General features: G+C 36.7%; 18 protein-coding genes and 1 pseudogene. 14 read left to right on the forward strand and 5 right to left on the reverse strand.

Going from position 1 to position 19,851, the window contains the following annotated elements; genetic code table 11:
• Nucleotides 1-4 precede the first annotated feature (4 nt).
• The 7 genes from ACIQ2D_RS05025 to ACIQ2D_RS05055 all read left to right on the forward strand — a co-directional run bounded on the left by ACIQ2D_RS05025 (nucleotide 5) and on the right by ACIQ2D_RS05055 (nucleotide 8,192).
• Nucleotides 5-1,204, forward strand: coding sequence for a hypothetical protein (locus ACIQ2D_RS05025; RefSeq protein WP_402860323.1), 1,200 nt, complete (start codon nucleotides 5-7; stop codon nucleotides 1,202-1,204).
• Between the two features lie 475 nt (nucleotides 1,205-1,679).
• A complete protein-coding gene (locus ACIQ2D_RS05030; protein ID WP_402860326.1) occupies nucleotides 1,680-2,189 on the forward strand; it encodes an RNA polymerase sigma factor in 510 nt (169 codons plus the stop codon).
• Complete coding sequence (locus tag ACIQ2D_RS05035; RefSeq protein ID WP_402860329.1) at nucleotides 2,179-2,817, forward strand: anti-sigma factor family protein; 639 nt, start codon at nucleotides 2,179-2,181, stop codon at nucleotides 2,815-2,817. The genes ACIQ2D_RS05030 and ACIQ2D_RS05035 overlap by 11 nt, the downstream gene beginning before the upstream one ends.
• A 490-nt stretch (nucleotides 2,818-3,307) precedes the next feature.
• Nucleotides 3,308-4,243: a ribonuclease Z gene (rnz, locus tag ACIQ2D_RS05040; protein WP_402860332.1), complete on the forward strand. Its 936-nt coding sequence runs from the start codon at nucleotides 3,308-3,310 to the stop codon at nucleotides 4,241-4,243.
• 375 nt (nucleotides 4,244-4,618) lie between these two features.
• Entirely contained in the window at nucleotides 4,619-6,613 is a 1,995-nt protein-coding gene (locus tag ACIQ2D_RS05045) for a methyl-accepting chemotaxis protein (protein WP_402860335.1), read from the forward strand.
• 315 nt (nucleotides 6,614-6,928) lie between these two features.
• The gene (locus ACIQ2D_RS05050; RefSeq protein ID WP_402860338.1) at nucleotides 6,929-7,159 is read left to right on the forward strand and encodes an acyl-phosphate glycerol 3-phosphate acyltransferase; all 231 of its coding nucleotides are present in this window, start codon (nucleotides 6,929-6,931) and stop codon (nucleotides 7,157-7,159) included.
• 325 nt (nucleotides 7,160-7,484) lie between these two features.
• Complete coding sequence (locus ACIQ2D_RS05055) at nucleotides 7,485-8,192, forward strand: Dph6-related ATP pyrophosphatase (RefSeq protein ID WP_402860341.1); 708 nt, start codon at nucleotides 7,485-7,487, stop codon at nucleotides 8,190-8,192.
• Between the two features lie 146 nt (nucleotides 8,193-8,338).
• On the opposite strand, the pseudogene ACIQ2D_RS05060 reads toward ACIQ2D_RS05055, so the two are convergent.
• From ACIQ2D_RS05060 to ACIQ2D_RS05070, 3 genes and pseudogenes are all read right to left on the reverse strand, one after another.
• Nucleotides 8,339-8,850 (reverse strand): annotated as a pseudogene (locus tag ACIQ2D_RS05060) (cysteine hydrolase family protein).
• A 303-nt stretch (nucleotides 8,851-9,153) separates the two neighbouring features.
• On the reverse strand, nucleotides 9,154-9,630 hold the full coding sequence (locus ACIQ2D_RS05065) for a hypothetical protein (protein WP_402860344.1): 477 nt from the start codon (nucleotides 9,628-9,630) through the stop codon (nucleotides 9,154-9,156).
• 81 nt (nucleotides 9,631-9,711) lie between these two features.
• Nucleotides 9,712-10,326 (reverse strand): TetR/AcrR family transcriptional regulator, encoded by a 615-nt coding sequence (locus ACIQ2D_RS05070; RefSeq protein ID WP_402860347.1) that lies wholly within the window; start codon nucleotides 10,324-10,326, stop codon nucleotides 9,712-9,714.
• 227 nt (nucleotides 10,327-10,553) lie between these two features.
• On the opposite strand from ACIQ2D_RS05070, the gene ACIQ2D_RS05075 reads away from it, so the two are divergent.
• Nucleotides 10,554-12,074, forward strand: coding sequence for a CoA-acylating methylmalonate-semialdehyde dehydrogenase (locus tag ACIQ2D_RS05075; protein WP_402860350.1), 1,521 nt, complete (start codon nucleotides 10,554-10,556; stop codon nucleotides 12,072-12,074).
• A gap of 80 nt (nucleotides 12,075-12,154) precedes the next feature.
• On the forward strand, nucleotides 12,155-13,339 hold the full coding sequence (locus tag ACIQ2D_RS05080; RefSeq protein ID WP_402860353.1) for an iron-containing alcohol dehydrogenase: 1,185 nt from the start codon (nucleotides 12,155-12,157) through the stop codon (nucleotides 13,337-13,339).
• 217 nt (nucleotides 13,340-13,556) lie between these two features.
• On the opposite strand, the gene ACIQ2D_RS05085 is transcribed toward ACIQ2D_RS05080, so the two are convergent.
• Nucleotides 13,557-13,940, reverse strand: a complete 384-nt coding sequence (locus ACIQ2D_RS05085; RefSeq protein WP_402860356.1) for a hypothetical protein — start codon at nucleotides 13,938-13,940, stop codon at nucleotides 13,557-13,559.
• 260 nt (nucleotides 13,941-14,200) lie between these two features.
• Here ACIQ2D_RS05085 and ACIQ2D_RS05090 point away from each other — a divergent pair, with 260 nt between their 5' ends.
• The 5 genes from ACIQ2D_RS05090 to ACIQ2D_RS05110 all read left to right on the forward strand — a co-directional run bounded on the left by ACIQ2D_RS05090 (nucleotide 14,201) and on the right by ACIQ2D_RS05110 (nucleotide 18,627).
• Nucleotides 14,201-15,025 (forward strand): hypothetical protein, encoded by an 825-nt coding sequence (locus ACIQ2D_RS05090; RefSeq protein WP_402860359.1) that lies wholly within the window; start codon nucleotides 14,201-14,203, stop codon nucleotides 15,023-15,025.
• Nucleotides 15,026-15,539: 514 nt separating this feature from the next.
• Complete coding sequence (locus ACIQ2D_RS05095; RefSeq protein WP_402860362.1) at nucleotides 15,540-15,983, forward strand: MarR family winged helix-turn-helix transcriptional regulator; 444 nt, start codon at nucleotides 15,540-15,542, stop codon at nucleotides 15,981-15,983.
• 53 nt (nucleotides 15,984-16,036) lie between these two features.
• Nucleotides 16,037-16,978 (forward strand): ring-cleaving dioxygenase, encoded by a 942-nt coding sequence (locus tag ACIQ2D_RS05100; RefSeq protein WP_402860365.1) that lies wholly within the window; start codon nucleotides 16,037-16,039, stop codon nucleotides 16,976-16,978.
• Between the two features lie 14 nt (nucleotides 16,979-16,992).
• Nucleotides 16,993-18,048: an LLM class flavin-dependent oxidoreductase gene (locus ACIQ2D_RS05105; RefSeq protein WP_402860368.1), complete on the forward strand. Its 1,056-nt coding sequence runs from the start codon at nucleotides 16,993-16,995 to the stop codon at nucleotides 18,046-18,048.
• Nucleotides 18,049-18,060: 12 nt separating this feature from the next.
• Nucleotides 18,061-18,627: an NADPH-dependent FMN reductase gene (locus tag ACIQ2D_RS05110; RefSeq protein ID WP_402860371.1), complete on the forward strand. Its 567-nt coding sequence runs from the start codon at nucleotides 18,061-18,063 to the stop codon at nucleotides 18,625-18,627.
• Between the two features lie 187 nt (nucleotides 18,628-18,814).
• On the opposite strand, the gene namA is transcribed toward ACIQ2D_RS05110, so the two are convergent.
• Nucleotides 18,815-19,825, reverse strand: coding sequence for an NADPH dehydrogenase NamA (gene namA / locus ACIQ2D_RS05115; RefSeq protein ID WP_402860374.1), 1,011 nt, complete (start codon nucleotides 19,823-19,825; stop codon nucleotides 18,815-18,817).
• Nucleotides 19,826-19,851 lie beyond the last annotated feature (26 nt).

Consider the following 19,851-nt stretch of genomic DNA (forward strand, 5'->3'; position numbering starts at 1 on the left):
TTTGATGAAAAAATACTGGAAAACGATAATGATCAGTTTAGTGATCGTGACAACAATCGGATCTTACTATATCCAAGCAGCAAGGGCAACTAAAAATGATTTCCCCTTTAAAATTGAAACGACTAGCGGAAATAAGGAAGAAATCGAAAACCTTATCCTTCAAGCGGGTTATCAGAATGGAGCTATTTATCGTTTGTTGAACATATCAAAGGAGGGTTCGACTAATCTGTTGGGTCGCCAGGCATATATTGAAGGTTTGATAGCTCCTCCAGTACCTTTAATGCTTCAAAAATATATTCAAGAACATCGTAAGTTTATGCGCGGAAAAGAATTAACTCCATGGAAGTACTTTGAAGACGAAGAGCGTTTGATTTACACAACTGATCCAAATAATGGGCAGAAAGTAATTCAAGGAAATCTTTTAACACTTCAAATCGATATACTCGACAAGCGTACAAATAACAGTTCATCATTAGAAATCAATACGACAGCGCAAGCAAGCTATGACCGGATGTATGTGAATGATGTCTATGTAAAAAATGAGGAAATAAAGATATTTGTAACGAACTATCTCATTAATGGTGGGAGGGAGTTACATATTTATACAGTAAATGAAAAGAGCAAGGTATTAGAAAATGACGCAATAATTGCGAAAATAGAGCAAGAAGAAGAAATTTATTCGGATATTTCATTTTTTAATAATTTCAATAAAATTCAAAATGAAAACTATTACTTTTATATGATAGAAAAATATAAGGAACGAATGGGAGGGGGTAGGCCTGATACTATCTCTAGCCAAATGTATATTTATAATAATGTTAATAATGAAGTGGAAGAATGGACGATTCCTGCCGAATTAAAACCAAATAAGGACTTGATGATTCTTCATGGGGAAAAAATATTCGTTCCTGTTTTTTCAGCCAACAATATAGAGCTGAACCATTACAATATTGAAACTAAACGGTGGGAAGAGCCTATGCATTTTAATTATCCAAGCACTATTAATGATAAAGATACACCTTTTTTGGAGATTACAGATGATAAGCTATATTTTGTGAATCGTGTTTCTGACAGTTATTCGTTCTATATTGGTGATTTACGTACAGGGGAATCCTTATATGAAGGTAAAATCATTAATGAAAACAGCGAAAAACTAGATACAAATTATTCTCTTTATATCGAACAAATAAATAGCATCAATTAAAAAACAAGCTAGTTGTTCTCTTATGGCTACCAACAGTTAGGAATAGCAGCTAAAGGCAAGTATGAATTCCATATTGGATTCATACTTGCCTATTTTAGTACTAGGGTTGTTGATTTTGAGGTTGTAATTGATAGTATGACCAGCAAGATAATTTATCTAATTATAACAAATGAGCCGCAAGACGATAAAAAACCTTCAAATTTGAAGAGATTGTGTGTATTTAAACTTAAGAAAGCATTTGCATAAGAGCAAGACTGTAATCGAGCAACCTTTAGGGCAGTTTATTTTATGAAACAGTTAAATATATCTTTGAGACAGGTACGTGAAATATGGTGTGTAATGGGAAACGTTGGTATATTTTACACTTGGCCATACATAGGACATTTTTTTGAAATAATTTTAAATTTTGTAACGAATTCTGTTTAAAATCTATATATAAGTATCTCAGTTTATATTTGTAGAGAGGAGGGGGCAGGTGGAGGATTTAAATGAAATCTACAAATCGTATGCAGATGAAGTAAAGTATTTTCTTATTTGTTTAACTTCAAATGTAGATTTAGCAGAAGAACTAACCCAAGAAACCTTTTACCAAGCAGTTAAGTCTATTGGGCGATTTAACGGTGAATGTAAAATGTCTGTTTGGTTATGCCAGATTGCAAAACATACATATTATAACTACTTAAAAAAGGAAAAACGTAATACTCATATGAGTGTAGAAAATATGATGCATATGGGTGTAGATATCCCATCTAAAGCTGATGTACCAGACGTTGAGGTAGTTAAACGTAATACATTTGTTTCGATACACAAAGAAATACATTTATTAAAGGAGCCATATCGTGAAATATTTTTACTAAGAACATCCATTAATCTGAGTTTTAAAGAGATTGGTGAGATATTTGATAAAAGTGAGAACTGGGCGAGGGTTACCTATTATCGTGCCAAACTAAAACTAGCAGAAAGGATTGATCTGAATGAATTGTAATATTATTAAAGATTTACTACCGTCATATATTGATGGTATTTGTAGTGATGATACTGTAAAAGCGATTGAAGAACATATACCCCATTGTGAAGAATGTAAGCAGATGTTAAAAAGGATGCAACAGCAAACAGATTATATTCAACAGATACCAGAAGAAGCTAAAAAAGCAATTTCCCCTTTAAAGAAAATTAATAAAAAGCGGCATATTCAAGTCGCTGTAGCCATTGTTATGACATTAATGATAACGATTATAGGAGGGTTAGTGATTCAAGATGTAGGGGCTGTGAATCAAATCTTTTTCCCTATGAGAAGCGCCGTTGTAGTTGTAGATTCAACAGATGGTATGGAAGAGTGGGAAAGAGTAATTTTTAGCGACATAAAGCATCCTAAAAACGACAAAGATTATCTGATATATGATAGCGTCTTTTGGAATAAAGAGATTACTAATTACGCTAATAATCCAAGTGACATATTGCTAAGGGTAAAAGATGAAAATGGAAATTTAGTAGCAGGTGAATTGCTGGTATCACCTGGAACAAGCGTACAATTGGAAGGCCTAAAGAAAAATGAAAAATATTACTTTGAAATTAAAGCTAAACAAGGAAGATTTCTTATTAATGCGACATGAGAAAAACTGTGGCTTTGATAGTTGTCGAGGTCTCTGATTTTATGCAGCTGATTGGAAGAAATGATAGTAAGCTAATGTGCGTATTTTTATGATTTGACTCTTGAAATAATTATTTTTTTTTGTTCATCATCAAAAGTCTGGGATGATAATTGGTTAATGGTATATCAATATTAAAATGCTAGTTGATTGTAGTGGAGGCTGGGCGACTCTTGGGGGATTAGCGTCCTAGATTAGACCCTGGAGCGAGCTTGTAGGGGAACGAAGGCTAAAAGCGTCACGTCCTGTGACAACGCCTTCGTGACCAACATCCTGTTGTCCCGAAGCGGCTCATCAGACGCCCCACGGAAAGCACCCAGTCGGAACGGAAATCAACCTCAAGTTATGGTGGATAAGTAGTTAGTAGTGGTTACTCATGTTATAATAACTCTATTTATTACTAATCATATTTGGTTTATAAAATTAAGAAACAGAGTAAAAAGAGGTGAAGTATATGCAGTTGCATTTTTTAGGGACTGGTGCAGGGATGCCATCAAAGGAACGAAACACAAGTGCATTAATGGTGAAGTTACTTGATGAAATCGGCGAAATGTGGCTATTTGATTGTGGTGAGGCCACGCAACATCAAATTTTGCGTACATCTTTAAAGCCTCGTAAGGTGACAAAGATTTTTATAACACATTTACATGGAGATCATATTTTCGGTTTGCCGGGTTTCCTTAGTTCACGTTCTTTTCAAGGTGGGGATGAGGAGCTGACGATTTTTGGTCCAGCTGGCATACAACAATGGATTGAGATGACACTTTCCTTATCGAAAACACATTTGACATATCCAATAAAGTTTATAGAGGTAAGTGATGGCATTATTTACGAGGATGCACAGTTTATCGTACGAGCAGGTGAGTTGCGCCATGTTGTGCCTTGCTTTGGCTACCGCATTGAGCAAAAGGACTTGCCGGGAGAGTTATTGATTGAAAAAGCTCTAGCGCTTGGAGTGCCGAAGGGTCCACCACTAGGTCAGTTAAAAAGCGGACAAGATATTACATTAGATGACGGTGTGATAGTTCGTGCTACGGATGTAGTGGCACCGCCCCAAAAAGGTTTTACTTTAGCCATTTTAGGCGACACAAAATATTGTGAAGAATCGATTGCTTTAGCAGAAGGTGCAGATATTGTTGTACATGAAGCTACATTTGATGGTTCTACCATTGACTTAGCAGCCAATTATGGTCATTCAACAAATATAGAAGCGGCGACTGTTGCCAAACATGCACAAGCTCGTTATTTATTATTAAATCATTTAAGTGCCCGCTTTTTACCAAGTGATTTACCCAATTTTTTAGCAGAAGCGCAAGAGATTTTTGCACAAACATACTTAACTTCAGATTATGCTATATTTAGTTGGCAAAACGGTGAGTTGAACCATTAATTTAAATATACACATAGTTAATATGTGACGGAACAGAATAGTTGAAGTAAGCATCTTTTTTAATGAATGAACATTAAAAAAGATGCTTTTTACTTTTATGAAAATAGGTCAAATAAACCTAATGAGAACTGAAATCTATATAAAATAATGAAGTAGAAAAGATAAAAAATGATAAAAATCATGTGATTTTCTTAATAAAGATAGTATTTTTCCTCTTACTTTTGAAAATTCTGAATTTCGGTGACGGATTAATGACATTTTACTAACCAAAATAAATTCCATGCAACAATTTTGGTAAAGAATGTATTAAATATATTAATTGGATATTGTATGATGAGAGTGAAATTATGTATTGTTGTCGGGAGGAATGGTGTTATGGTGAAGTCAATGAAGTGGAGAATGATGCTCGAAATTATGGTAATTGTTGTGTTGATAATCGGGGCATTTTCTGTCTATATCTTTCAAGCGACCTATAAAAGTGAAAAGAGTAATGGTGAAGCACTCGTCAATTCAATCGCTATGGGGATGGAAGGGGCTATTCACTCGATGGCAAAGACCGAAGAAATTATGGAGAAGGAAATGATTGCTGAGTCTGTAATGGCTTCATACATAATTAATAAGGGCGCTACATATGAAGATTTAAAAGAAATTGCTGAACGTGGTGGTATGGATGAAATCTGGAGTACTGATGATAAAGGAAATACGGGCGTGACTTCAGTTGCACCTTTTATAGACTTTAATTTTGGCTCTGATCCAAACGGACAAGCAGCAGAATATATGCAACTATTAGAGGGTAATACAAAAGAGATTGTTCAAAAAGCTCAAATCCGAGATGTCGACGGAGAATTTTATAAATTTGTAGGTGTCAGTAGTTGGGATCCTACAACTCCACAAATTGTCCAAGTTGCACGTCATGGTCAACAACTTCTTGATTTAGAAGCAAGTATTGGTAGTCCATATTATATTAACGAGTTAAAAGAAAATTTATCCTCAAAAGTGTTATTTGCTGCGGTTGTCAACGATAGAGGGGAAGCCATTGCCGCAACATCAGATGAAAAATTAGGGGATATCGGTTTTACAAAAGATCAATTTTCAGCAAAGGCTGCTTCAGATTTTTCAGGAAAGTATGACGGAACGCGCGTAACGCAGTATGTGAAACCGTTATCAAATGGTTCGTATTTAGCAGTTGTTGTATCGAATACTGTATTAACTAATATTTTGAAGGGGACGATCATAGCGTCTTTAATTGTCGTATGTATCATATTCTTTACAACAGGTCTTTCAGTATCAAAACAAGTATCGCGTATTTTGAGTGTGCGTAATTCACTTGAAGACATTAGTCAGGGTGAGGCAGATTTAACGAAGCGTATTGAAGTGACATCTCAAGACGAGATTGGTCAGCTCGTGACGTCCTTTAACAAGATGATGGAAAACTTCCAATCGATTATGCGCGATTTAAAGCAGGAAGCGCATCAAATTAAAGATGCCACAAGTATTATTCATAGTAATGCATATGATACGCTTGCTTCTTCTCAGCTCATTCAAGAAGAGTCGAGACAGGTTGCGCAGGCAACTTTCGGGCAACTGAAAAATACAGAGGATAGTACGCATTCGATGGAAGAATTAGCACGTAGTATTCAGCATATTTCTGAGTCCATTGCAGAAATCTCTTCAATTTCTCGTGATACCGAAGAAAACGCTAATAACGGTTTGCAAATTATGAATCGTTTACAAAAACAATTATCAACTATCTATGAAAAGACAGATGTATCTGTCTTACGAACACAAGAGTTAGTAAAATTATCGGGTATGATTGGTGAATTTACGAATGTGATCACAGGTATTTCAGACCAAACAAACTTACTAGCTTTGAATGCTTCTATTGAAGCAGCACGTGCTGGTGAGGCGGGTAAAGGTTTTGCGGTTGTAGCTGAAGAGGTACGTAAATTAGCGGAAGAATCAAAAGTAGCAGCCGAGCGTATTTCACAAGTTGTTTCTAGTGTGCAAATTGAAACGACAGAAATTGTAGAAGCAATCAATTCTACAGCTGAGGTATTAAACGCTGGTCGTACAATTGCTAATGACGCACAGCAAGCATTTGAAGGAATTAATAATGGTGTTCAAGTGCTAGCTGACCAGGTGGACATAGTATCGAGCTCAACAGAAGAAATTGCAGCGAGCACTGAGGAAGTGACAGCTACGATGGAAGATGTTTCACTACTTGCAAAACAGACGTCTACAAGTGTTGATGCAGTAGCACAAAAAGCACAAGACCAAGCAACTAGTATGAATGAAATGACAGCTGTCATCGATAGATTAAACACAACAGCCGATACATTACAACAATCTGCTGGTAAATATAAAGTATAATAATAAGGGATGTCCAAGAAGTCTCTTTAAGCAAAACAACTACCTTTCTATATGGTAAAAATCCGCTTCGCTTTCCGCGGGCACAGCGTAAGTCGCAACCCTCGCTACGCGCGGTTTGTTGCGTCTTACGTCTTGTGCTGTTCCCGCAGGAGTCTACGCGGAATTTTACCTGTATATCAAAAAACAGTATACTAAAAGTACTCCCAGTATACTATTTTTCTTTTAAGGCAGCTCCTATTAGTTTAGGAGGTTTTAGAGAAAGATAGTGCGTTTGATAGCTTATTTCCGTATAATTGAGTAAAGGGGTGTGGTTTTATGGATCAACAGAAAATGCCACCAGCCGTTTTACGTTTACTCGTTATTTTTCCAAACGTGCTGAGCTACATACTATTAGGTGGACTAATTATTTTTGTTTCAACAAATTATGCAGAGTTAAAGGCAGCAGAAAACTTAACAATTTGGGTTATCTCAATTGCCGCTCTTGCACCAATGTCTTTGATGACTTCATACAGTATTGTGAAGAAAATTCGTGCTGGTCATATGTGACAAATTTTAAAGAGAATATAATTTAAAATAACCCCTGCAATTGCTAGAAGACATCTAGCGATTGTGGGGGTTATTCGTTGTAGCATTGAAATAAGGTTTGATCATTTTTTAATTGCAGTAGTGATTTCAAGAAATTCTTCCTTTAAGGATATGACTTAACTTTTCTCTTCATCATTAGGATTTCAATTTTTTTGTATCGGTATGAAATAATATCCTAACTGTAAGGTCCAATCGTGATAAAATCATACAAATACAGCGATAAAATATGAAATGGCTAATAGTAGGCATCGTAAAAAAGTCATTAAAATAAAGGGGAAAGATAGGAATGGCAGAATTAAAGGATTGGAAAAATAGTGCTCACGGGCATAAATTTATAGCTTCTTTTAGCGGGGGAAAGGATAGTGTCTTAGCTCTATATAAAGCAGGGAAGGTTGGAGAAGCGATTGGATTGATCGTAATGCTGGAGGAAGAAGGGAAATGTTCTAGATCCCATGGAATGCCTCCGGAACTCATACATGCCCAAGCTAAATCTATTGGTTTGCCCGTATATACTGCAGCTTCAAGCTGGACAGATTATGAAAAAGTATTTATGTCCCTTTTAGAAAAAGCTAAAAATCAAGGGGCAGAAGTGTTAGTAACTGGAGACTTAGATATGCCTGCTCATGGCTGTTGGCATGAAAAAGTTACGAAGAATGCTGGATTAAAGCTTGGAATGCCATTATGGGAAATGGATCATCGTGAAGCTGTCGAAGAGTTTATAAATCTGGGATTTGTAACGATTATTGTAACTGTTAATTTATCATTAGGAATGCGAGAAGATGATTTAGGACGAACGTTAACTCATGAATACGTGAAGGAGCTTGAAGCACGTGGTATTGATCCCTGCGGAGAAGGTGGAGAGTTCCATACCACAGTAATAGATGGACCGATTTTTAAACACCCTATCCCAGTTCGTAAATGTGAGATTATTAAAGCTGGAGAATATGCTTTTTTACCTTTGGAAATAGAGTTTATTGGTAATAAAATAGTTTGAATTCACTTTTAGAAATACAGTAACCATCTATCTATTACGTTGATAGATGGTTATTAAAGATGTTTAAAAAGAGAGTTTTTCTTTTGTTTCATAATTTTTGTAAAGGAATCTTTATTTTGATTGACCGATTTATATAATCGTTCATTCTAAGATTCATCTTCTATCAATTTTAAAAATCTGTGGTTCCATATATTTTCATAAAAATCAATTGTCTCTTTTGCAGACATAAATGGATTATTCAAAGTAGAGGTTGCTTTCTGTACCATAAAGTTTTCATATCCCAAACCATGAGCAAATTTAATCGTAGCATCCATACAGTATTCTGTTTGGGCGCCGCAAAATTCAATACGATGTACAGCTAATTGGTCTAAAAGATTTTTTAAGTTCGTTTTATAAAATGAATTTGCATGAGTTTTTCTTATAAAAAGTCGTGTTCTTGAACATCTAAATCGGCATTAATAGCCCAAAGTTCTTCTTCAGGTACTAATTCTTCATCACAGTGCTGAACAAAAATGATTGGTTTATGTAATTCTCTATATAAGGCGATTCTATTATTTACTTTTGTGAGTAAATTTTGTAGATTAAATAAATGATCTCCGCTGTAACATACGCCGTTTTGTAAATCGATAACGATTAAAACATCTGCACTAGCCTCCATTATTTTTACCTCTTTCATTTTTGAATATTTTTATAATTCTATCATTTCGGGATGAATTATACACTCTTATTTCGCAATATACTATAGAAAAAATACACAAAAATTCACGTTCAGTATACGAGACAATATTAAAAGATGATATAAAAACCCAATTTCATATCATTTTTTTAAATAACTATTTTTTTGTTGAAGAGCTTTATTATTCGTACACAACTTGAAAAGATTGTGAGTATGAATACTTTTTAAAGTATTAAATAGCATTGCCTCTGAATTTTCAGGTTAGGTCTATTTGGGATTTTTGATTTAAGGCTTAAAACTACTTTTGACTTTACCTCTAACATAAAATGAAATAGCTATTTCTTGATTATTATCAGTGTCAAAATGAATATTTATGTGTTCATTTTGAAAGGCTTTTTGTATGTCCGCTTTCTCTAAACCTCGTGATAAAAAAACTAACTCTATCCAAAATGATGTGTCTGAATGAGACATACTCCCAAACCGATACCTTTCTTGACCATCAATCGAATTGATAACATCTCTAAAATTAGGAACTTCAATCGATCCATCACCTGTCCCGCCTCGTACATTAACCTCTACGACAAGTTTCATAAAATCTTCTTTAGTTGGATTCTCCAATTCGTATGTACCAATTGATAAATACTCATCAGAAGTTACTGGCGTTATTTCAGTGATTGTAGTGACCTTATTATTGATTTCGTAGAGGAATATAAAGAGTACCATAGTCGCGATAATGCCAATTGTAATAAAGTGTTTTATCATCTCATTCCTCCTAGTAAAATCACATTGGAAAATAGGGGTTATACCATGAAAAGACCTAATGACAATTAATAAAATCTAATGTTACTTTGATACAACCTTTAAGCCATTTAACACGACTGCAGTAAAGTAATGCATTTCAGCTACTAAATCAAGTTCTTCATTATGGATTAGCCAGTCATACACATTGGCACGCATGCATCGCTGTACAATAGTCTGTATCTGCGTTAAGTCTAAATCCTCACGAAACTCGCCAAGACGAATCCCTTCCTCAATATACGTATTGAGTATCTGAAAAATTTTCCGCTGAGGACTAATTAAATAGTGGTCTTGTTCAACTTGGTTAGTCATCGCGGCAGTATAGACTGTTCGCATTAAATCTTTGCCCACGACATTAATTAAATACATCATTTGCTCTTTGTAAAGCGTTAGAATTTTCTCACTTGCAGGTAATGCCTGATTAATGTTTTGTTCCACGGTGCTATAAAAACTATCTAGTTCTTTAAATTTTTCTAAAATAACATCATACTTGGAAGGGAAATATGTATAAAATGTACCCTTTGAAACGTTGCAAGCTTTTGTAATTTGTTCTACAGATACATGCTCAAATCCATATTTATTAAATAAATTTAAAGACTTTTTCAGTAATTTTTCTCTGGTTTCTAATGCCTTTTTCTGGCGAGTAGTTAATAGATTCAAAATATTTGGCCTCCAAAAATATTATATTCTATAATGATTATTTGTTTATTATAGAAAATTTAGGAATTGACGATAGATATTGGGTTAGATTATGATTTAGTTGACCGCAGTCAATGACTAAGGTCGCTCAAATTATCTTGTAATTTATGGTACGTTAAAAAGAGTAATTTCGCTAGTGGATCACATAATTTATTTAGAATTCGTGGGGAAAAGGGAGGACTAAACATATGACGACAGTACAGGGGGTAACAACATTAACGCATTTTATCGGTGGGGAATGGGTCGAGGGAAAAAGCGGACGCTACGGTTCGGTATACAATCCAACAACAGGAGAAGTCATTGCAAAAGTACCACTAGCAACAGCAGAGGAAACACGCGAGGCAATTGATAAGGCACTGTTAGCATTTCCAAAATGGCGCGATACATCTGTGGCAAAACGTGCAGAAGTAGTACTAAAATTCCGCAATTTAATTACTGAAAATTCAGATGAATTGGTGCGGATTATTTGTAAAGAAAGTGGTAAAACCATTGAGGATGCACGCGGTGAAATTACGCGAGGAATTGAATCCGTTGATTTAGCGATTGGTGCACCTCATTTAGTAAAAGGGGAATACTCAGTAAATGTAGGTGGTGACATTAACGCCTATTCTGCGAAATATCCACTTGGTGTTGTCGCGGCTATTTCACCTTTTAACTTCCCGATAATGGTGCCATTAGCACAAACGACTATGGCTGTTGCTGTTGGGAACGCCGTTGTGCTAAAAGCATCTGAACGAGTACCAATGACAGCTTTATATGTGAGCGAGTTATGGAAAAAGGCGGGTCTACCAGATGGCATTTGGACAGTTGTCAACGGTGATAAAGATGCTGTCAATGAGATATTAGAAAATCCAAAAGTACAAGCAGTATCGTTTGTAGGATCGACACCAGTTGCTAAATACATTTATGAAACAGGTGCGAAAAACGGTAAACGAGTGACAGCCCTTGGTGGAGGTAAAAACAACATGGTTGTGATGCCAGATGCAGAACTTGAGCAAGTGGCGAATGCATTTATCGGTGCGGCATATGGGGCAGCATCGCAACGTTGCATGGCCATCTCTACATTAATGCCTGTTGGTCAAGAAACAGCAGACCGTCTTGTAGACATCTTAAAAGTGAAAATTGCAGCGTTTAAAGTGGGTTCTTATACAGAGGCAGATACTGATTTTGGTCCTGTTATTTCACAGCAATCGAAAGACTCAATTTTAACTGCCATTGAGCGTGGGGAATTTGACGGGGCGAAAGTAGTTTGTGATGGTCGTGAACTAGCTATAGTGAAAGAATCAAATGGTTTCTTTGTAGGTCCGACATTATTAGATCATGTAAAACCAGGCATGGAAATTTATGAACAAGAAGTCTTCGGTCCAGTTCGTAATGTAGTCCGCGTTGCTTCATTAGATGAAGCGATTCAGCTCATTAATGAGCATGAACTTGGAAACGGTGTCACGATTTTTACAAATGACGGTTATGCAGCTCGTAAGTTCACGACAGAAATCGATGTAGGGATGGTTGGTGTGAACGTGCCTATTCCGATTCCGGTTGGTTATCACAATTTTGCCGGCTTCAAGGGGTCTCGTTTTGGTGAAGGGCATATGTTTGGGCCAGATCAGGCACGCTTCTTTACAAAAACAAAAATGGTTTCTGAACGTTGGATGACAAGTAACACGTCAACAACATCAACATTTGCATTCCCAAGTAATACCGACTAATGACTTGTGAAGAGTCGTTTATACGAGAATAGTTTTTTTATAAAAGATTGATAAGGCACAATCATTGAGGGGGATACGAAATGATTCAAACAAAAACAATCTTTACCGTTAATTCACCGGGGACAATCATTTATGGTCGGGATTCATTTGAAGAAGTAGGGGTGTATGCAAAAAAAATAGGAACGAAGGTACTCATTATAAGTGATCCGATTATGGATAGTCTGGGTTTTGTTCATCAATGTACTTCTTATTTAAATGAGCAAGGTTTGGAAGCGGTTTCGTATTTGGGTGTAATATCAGAGCCGGTTGATACGTATGTGACGGAAGGGCTTCGACTTTTACAGTCAGAACAATGCGATATCATTATTTCAGTTGGTGGGGGAAGTTGCATTGATACTGCGAAAGCTATTGCAGTTGTTGCAACAAATGGCGGTTATATTGGGGATTATATGAAAATGCAAAAGATTGCTAATCAAACACCAATCCCTCACATTGCCATTCCAACAACCGCTGGTACAGGCTCAGAGGCAACAGACGCGACAGTTATTACAAGCACGACGAATGATGTGAAAATGATGATTAAGCAACCAGCATTTATGCCCAATGTAGCAATTGTTGATCCGCTGCTAACATTGACTTCACCGCCATCAATTACTGCCGCAACGGGTATTGACGCATTAAGTCATGCGATTGAAAGTTATTTATCACGTTTAGCACATCCATATTCTAACGTCTTGGCGTTATCTGCGATGGATTTAATCGTGAATAATATTTTGAAAGTGTATGAACAAGGCGATGATATTGATGCACGGGAGGCCATGTCACTTGGCGCAATGCAAGCCGGATTGTCATTTTCCAATGCTTCGGTGGCCTTAGTTCATGGCATGTCTCGTCCAATCGGAGCACTATTCCACGTACCACATGGTATTTCGAATGCAATGCTTCTACCTGCTGTATTAGAATACTCAAAAGATGCGTGTGTGGATGGTTTAGCTGACCTCGGTAAATTCTTTAATAAAGAAGGAGAGGCGTTGACTCAAGACGAGCTTGCAGATTTAGCGATTTCTTCTATTAAGGAAATGTGCAAAAAGATGGATATCGGGAACTTACAACAGTGGGGTATTGAAGAAGATGCCTTTTATGCTGCAATTCCGAAGATGGCCGTTGATGCAATTGCTAGCGGCAGTCCAGGAAACAATCCAAAAGTGCCAACACATGAAGAACTAATGGAACTTTATAAAATCGTGTATCATTATGAATTTTAACAAGTTTCTTCCACTACTATTGAAGTAAGATTTGAATGAGGCTATCCTAAAAGTCAACTGTCTGTTGCTTTTCGGATAGCTTCATTTTTTTATAAATTAAGCTTTGTTTAACTTGATTCTTGTTTTTTATTATATTGATAAGCATATTCAATTTAAATCGAATATACTTATTGTTTCTGTCGCAGGGGGAAGGAATGATTACATTAAACTCCATTATTTATCCTTCAACTAATTGGAAATAGTATTTCAATTCATTCTTATATTTTGCAATTAATACATCATTACGTTCTTTAACTTTATAGATTTCAGTACCAATTGGTAAAATATTTGCAGTAGTATCTTTAAAATCAATTGAGTTGGATGAATTATATTCTATTACTCCAACTAAATCACCTTCTGTTAAAATAAGTCCATCTACCCAATCAATATTCGTTTGATAAATAGTGTTGTCCCATTGAAAAATGTCTGCTTCTGAATCCATTTTCAATATCTCTTGTGCAGTTGGATTATCAAAAGTTACCGTGGTAATTTCCCTTTCAGAACATCCCCATAACAATAGATTTCCTAAGAAAACAGTTATTAAAATTATGTATTTTTTCAAAAACACACCTCCTTTTCTTATAAATTAGACGTTTGATACTTATCATTTGTTACGATTTTTTACCCATATACTAAATGATACTTGACCACGTAAATGTAGAAGCTAGTAGCGGTAATTTACCTCCCACTTTAATAGTGAAAATTGGTAAATCAATGCGCCTGTTATATTTTTGACTTTTCATAAGAATGTAGCGACAAATAGTTTTTTGAAAAGCTATAATTAAGTTAGAAATACAATTAAACATAGATGGAGTAGATTGAATGAAGAAATACTTAGTAGGTTTCCTTTTGAGTTTAGTTATTTTCTCAAGTCCAGTAGAATCTAAAGCTACAGTTAACTGGGATGGAGCACAAGTAGTGAAAGATCAAACAGGGAAAATGACGTTTACAAAAGATGTGAAAGTTTATAAGAAAAATGCGAATGGTACATATAGTTCAATGATTGTTAAACGAAACAATTATTTCCGTGTTTACAATATCGAAAAATACGACAATAAAACATTTTATTGGATGAGCTCTGGTTATCGTGTACAAGCAACGGATTTAGTTGTTTTTAAGGAAGTGCCTTTTGAAATCCGCTCTTCAATTTATGAAAATCCAGGTTATATCGTGATCAATCGTCAAGGAACTACTGCTTATTTTGAAGAAAAATATCCGATGATAGACCTTGCATATGGAGAGCATTTATTTAATAACAGTGTCCCGGGAAGTCATTTTAGCTCTGTTTCTTTCGACAATGGAAAATTAGATTACTACTATAGCCTTGAAGAGGGGAATGCAGTCAATGGTATTATTGATGGAACAGATATTAGAATTGTAGAAACAACAAAAAGAGATGAAGGATTTTATACATTAACAGCCGATGCACAGTTGCTTCTAGGACCAATCCGTGGGGCAAGAGCGACAGAAAGGTATGAACCATCTTTATTAAATGACAATTATTCCACAAATACATTGTCAATTTATTTAAAAGATACAGTTTTTAAGTCGTTAGGGATTGAATTAAACGGCTATCTCCTAGTTCAATCGATGGAAGGTAGTAGAGGTTATATTTCGGTGAAAATACTCCAACCTGCTCAAAATTAAGGGAAATGCTATATTCGATTTGGAGTTGTGGCTAAAGACTCTGATATAAATCAAAAAAATATCAACAGCTCATTGAGTATAATGAAATGGATTAAATATTTAATTATGAAATAGACGGTGTTAACTATACTTTTGAGAAGTTGATTAAGAAAGCTTCAAAAGTTACTCGATCGTGGGACACATAAAAGGATGAAGAATTTGTTCGAGCTATACATTACACATTCACTACCCAAGTAAGTACATTTAACAATGTTGTTGAAACTTCTTTTGACAACTACTTTTCGCCAGAGTGTGGTTTAATTGCTAAATATAGTAAGTGACTTATATCTTTCTAAAACAATAGGTGACTTCTTGTTCGGCTTTGAACAGGTAGTCGCCTTGTTTTATTTATCAAGAATGAATCAATAGAATTCTAGAGGTAATAAAAATATCTCAAATTCGAGATATTTATCTTGCGTATTTATCACTTGCGTGGTAAAGTGATAATACAGAACACAGAGAGGGGGACGAAGCAATGCGAAAACATACACTGGGCTCACTTACATGGCTACGAATGATGCGCTTTACCAATCAAAGTAATCAGTTATCTAATGAATATCTAAAACGCTTTGATTTAACAACGGCGCAATTTGATGTGCTAATGCAGATTAAGACATATGCTCCATTAACACAATCGGAGCTAGCTGAAAAAGTTACTGTTACGCAGGGTGGTATGTCACGTATGCTCGCGCGTCTTGAAAAAGAAGAACTGATTGAGCGCAAGCAAGATTGGAAAACAAAAACGATTTCGCTAACGGCAAAGGGTGAGCAAATGATCGATACAGCAACACCGTGTCAGCTTCACTTTCAATCCTCATTTTTTGAAGATGTTCTAACTGAAGAAGAAATGAAAACACTATATACACTAATGTCGAAATTAGAAAAGAATAGCCGGGAAAAAAAATTGCCGACAACGTAATTTTTTTTACACTATCACTTGCGTAGTCAAGTGAAATGTAGGAGGAAACTATAATGAACAAATTAAGCGGACATCATCATATATCAATGCTAACGAAAAACGGGAAACGTAATAATGACTTTTATACAAAGATTCTTGGCTTACGTCGTGTGAAAAAAACAGTCAATCAGGATTCACCCTCTATGTATCACTTATTTTATGGAGATTTGACTGGAGCAGCCGGCACAGAATTATCCTTTTTTGAAATGCCAGTAGCAGGTCGCACAGTACGAGGGACGAATGCCATTACACGTATCGGATTACTTGTACCTAGCTATGAAAGTTTAGAGTACTGGAAGAAACGTTTTGAATTGTTAGATGTCGAGCATAGCGAAATTACTACGTATGCAGGCAAAGATGCACTATTGTTTGAAGATCATGAAGGCTTACGCATGGTGTTGTTAAATCATAATGGGCAAGAGACACCAGCGGGGTGGCAAGCATGGGAGGATTCAAAGGTTCTAACTGAGCATCGTATTTTAGGTATGGGCACAGTAGAAATGACAGTCCGTTATTTAAGCCGCACTGTGAATTTACTGCAGGAGTTATTTGATTATACAGTCGTTATGGAAAATGACAAAGAAGCACGCCTTCAATCAATCAAAGGAGAAACACTAGGTGAGATTGTTGTTATAGAGCAAGAAGGGCCAAGTGAAAAGCCTGGTCGCGGAAGTATCCACCACCTTGCATTACGAGTAGATACTGTTGAAGAATTACACAAATGGGATGCATTAATTAAAGAGCGTGGCTTAGACAGTTCTGGCGTTATCGATCGTTTTTACTTCCAAAGCTTATACTTTAGAGATCGTAACGGCATTTTGTTTGAAATGGCGACAGATGGACCTGGCTTTACAGTAGATTCAAAGATTGAAGACCTAGGTAAAGAACTTGATTTACCACCATTTTTAGAAGGTAAACGTACAGAAATTGAAGCAATTTTAGAACCACTAGATTAAAGGAGCGAAACAACATGGAAAACTATCGTATTGATCAATCAAAAGGTATTGAATTTGGACTTTATTCACTAGGGGATCATATCCCGAACCCACTAACAGGTGAGCGCATTTCCGCACAACAACGAATTAATGAGCTAATTGAAGCTAGTAAATTAGCAGAACAAGCTGGCATTGATGTATTTGGTGTCGGTGAAAGTCACCAAACGTATTTTACAACGCAGGCACATACGGTTGTTTTAGGCGCTATCGCACAAGCAACTGAAAAAATTAAAATAGCAAGCTCTGCAACAGTATTAAGTGTATCTGACCCTGTTCGTGTATATGAGGATTTTGCGACAATCGATTTAATTTCAAATGGTCGTGCTGAAATCGTTGCAGGTCGTGGCTCTCGTGTTGGCGCCTACCACTTACTTGGCGTTGAATTACAAGATTATGAAGAAATTTTTGAGGAAAAATTAGAACTACTGAAAAAGATAAATGACGAGGAAATTGTGACTTGGAACGGGCAATTCCGTGCACCGTTAGATCGTGCACAAATCTTGCCGCAACCAAAAAATGGTTCCCTACCAATTTGGCGAGCTGTAGGTGGCCCACCGGCTAGTGCTATTAAAGCAGGCTATATGGGTATCCCAATGATGCTAACTACATTAGGGGGTCCTGCTGTGAACTTCAAAGCTTCTGTGGATGCGTATCGTGAAGCAGCAGATCGTAGCGGCTTTGATCCAAGTACATTACCGATTGCGACAACAAGTTTATTCTATGTAGCAGATACAACACAAGAGGCATTACAAGGCATGTATCCACATATTAATGGTGGCTTCCAGGCAATTCGTGGTGGCGGCTATCCAAAACAACAATTTGCACAATCAACAGACCCACGTGATGCACTGATGGTTGGTAGCAAAGAACAAATTATTGAAAAAATGCTTTACCAAATTGAACTATATGGTATGCAACGTTTTATGGCTCAACTTGACTTTGGTGGCGTACCATTCGATAAAATTATGAAAAACATCGAAATAATCGGGAATGACATTCTTCCAACGATTAAAAAATATACAGCGAAATAAGGAGCGAACAACATGAAAATCGTAGCACTAGCTGGCTCAATTGTCGGCTCTAAAACAAAAACAGCGATGGTGAAAGTTGTTGAAATGCTTCAACAAAAATATCCTGAGCATGAAGTGACATTACTGGACTTAGCCGAATACAAATTAGAATTTAGTGATGGGCGTAATTACTTTGAATACGATGGGGATACAAAATATGTGACTGAAACAATTATGGCAGCTGATGCAATTGTTATTGGTACACCAACGTTCCAAGCATCAATTCCAGCGACATTAAAAAATATTTTCGACTTACTGCCGGTGAATGCCTTCCGAGACAAAGTCGTGAGTACAGTCGTTACTGCTGGTACATCAAAACATTATTTAATGGTCGAACAGCAATTAAAACCAATTCTTGCTTATATGAAAGCACACATCGTGCCAACGTATGTATTTATAGAAGAAAAAGACTTTTTACGGAAAGAAATCATCAATGATGACGTCCTATTCCGCTTAGAACGTTTAGCGGAGGATACTGTGATGGTAGTCGATGCTTTCGCAGAAATTCGAACGAAAAAAGATGCGGAGTATGATTTTTAGTATTACAATTAACTATAAAACCGCTTTGGCGCATAGCCAAAAGCGGTTTTTATTTTAGATCATGTCTTAGTAGATAGTTTGTTCTGATTCGATGTAATTACTGATAGATCCTTAAGAATCGCCGATAGAATTAAGATTATCGCTGATAGAACTTGAAATATAGCCGATAGAATCCCTAAATAAGTGTTTACCAACCTCGCACATAAGGTGTCGGTGGTGTCACTTCTTCACCCAATGCTTTTGCTGCGTGAAGTGGCCAATACGGATCGCGTAACAATACACGTGCTAAGAAAATGAGATCAGCACGATCGTTTTGCAAGATTTCCTCCGCTTGGTTGGCTGTTGTTATGAGACCAACCGCACTTGTTGGAATGCCAGCTCCGTGTTTGATGGCTTCTGCATGTGGTACTTGATAGCCTGGGAATACATTCATGCGGGCTGGGACAACACCACCTGTAGAGACATCGATTAAATCGACACCCTGAGATTTCATCCAACGGCTAAAGACGATGAAATCATCCATCGTTGTGCCGTCTTCCGCATAGTCCTCGGCAGAAACACGTACAAGTAACGGTCCATCCCAAACACTACGAATCGCATCGATTACTTGGCGAAGGAGACGATAGCGGTTTTCCTGTGAGCCGCCATATGCATCTGTACGCTTATTCGTTGCAGGCGATAAGAACTCACTAATTAAATAACCGTGTGCTCCGTGAATTTCGAGGGCATCAAATCCAGCTTTGTCTGCACGAATCGCTGCTTGTTTGAAAGCTTCAATGACTTTTTCGATATCAGTTAAAGTCATTTCTGTCGGAGTTTTATAGGAATCGTTAAAGGCAATTGCGGAAGGGGCGAAAATTTCACCTTCAACCGTTGCTTTTCGCCCAGCGTGTGCTAATTGAATGGCTGTTTTCGCGCCGTATGCCTTAATGCCATCAACGACTTGTTTTAAGCCTTCAATATGTACATCATCCCAGATGCCAAGGTCTTTGTTTGAAATTCGTCCTTCTGGTAAAACACCAGTGGCTTCTAATACGATTAGCCCAACTTGACCGGCTGCACGTGTCGCGTAGTGCACAACGTGGAACGGTGTAACAAGCCCATCATCCTCTGCAGAATACATGCACATTGGTGCCATGACAACGCGATTTTTTAAAGAAATATTTTGTAATTGATAAGGTTCAAATAATTTATTCAAAGGTATGCCTCCTAATTCTTGGTGAT

Origin of the sequence: Lysinibacillus sp. NPDC097287 (genome assembly GCF_044761695.1) — a bacterium.
Taxonomy (GTDB): Bacteria; Bacillota; Bacilli; order Bacillales_A; family Planococcaceae; genus Lysinibacillus.

Coding starts and splice junctions, on each gene's coding strand:
- ACIQ2D_RS05025 (WP_402860323.1), top strand. CDS start 5: ATGAAAAAATACTGGAAAACGATAATGATCAGTTTAGTGATCGTGACA.
- ACIQ2D_RS05035 (WP_402860329.1), top strand. CDS start 2,179: ATGAATTGTAATATTATTAAAGATTTACTACCGTCATATATTGATGGT.
- rnz (WP_402860332.1), top strand. CDS start 3,308: ATGCAGTTGCATTTTTTAGGGACTGGTGCAGGGATGCCATCAAAGGAA.
- ACIQ2D_RS05045 (WP_402860335.1), top strand. CDS start 4,619: ATGGTGAAGTCAATGAAGTGGAGAATGATGCTCGAAATTATGGTAATT.
- ACIQ2D_RS05050 (WP_402860338.1), top strand. CDS start 6,929: ATGGATCAACAGAAAATGCCACCAGCCGTTTTACGTTTACTCGTTATT.
- ACIQ2D_RS05055 (WP_402860341.1), top strand. CDS start 7,485: ATGGCAGAATTAAAGGATTGGAAAAATAGTGCTCACGGGCATAAATTT.
- ACIQ2D_RS05065 (WP_402860344.1), bottom strand. CDS start 9,630: ATGATAAAACACTTTATTACAATTGGCATTATCGCGACTATGGTACTC.
- ACIQ2D_RS05075 (WP_402860350.1), top strand. CDS start 10,554: ATGACGACAGTACAGGGGGTAACAACATTAACGCATTTTATCGGTGGG.
- ACIQ2D_RS05080 (WP_402860353.1), top strand. CDS start 12,155: ATGATTCAAACAAAAACAATCTTTACCGTTAATTCACCGGGGACAATC.
- ACIQ2D_RS05090 (WP_402860359.1), top strand. CDS start 14,201: ATGAAGAAATACTTAGTAGGTTTCCTTTTGAGTTTAGTTATTTTCTCA.
- ACIQ2D_RS05095 (WP_402860362.1), top strand. CDS start 15,540: ATGCGAAAACATACACTGGGCTCACTTACATGGCTACGAATGATGCGC.
- ACIQ2D_RS05100 (WP_402860365.1), top strand. CDS start 16,037: ATGAACAAATTAAGCGGACATCATCATATATCAATGCTAACGAAAAAC.
- ACIQ2D_RS05105 (WP_402860368.1), top strand. CDS start 16,993: ATGGAAAACTATCGTATTGATCAATCAAAAGGTATTGAATTTGGACTT.
- ACIQ2D_RS05110 (WP_402860371.1), top strand. CDS start 18,061: ATGAAAATCGTAGCACTAGCTGGCTCAATTGTCGGCTCTAAAACAAAA.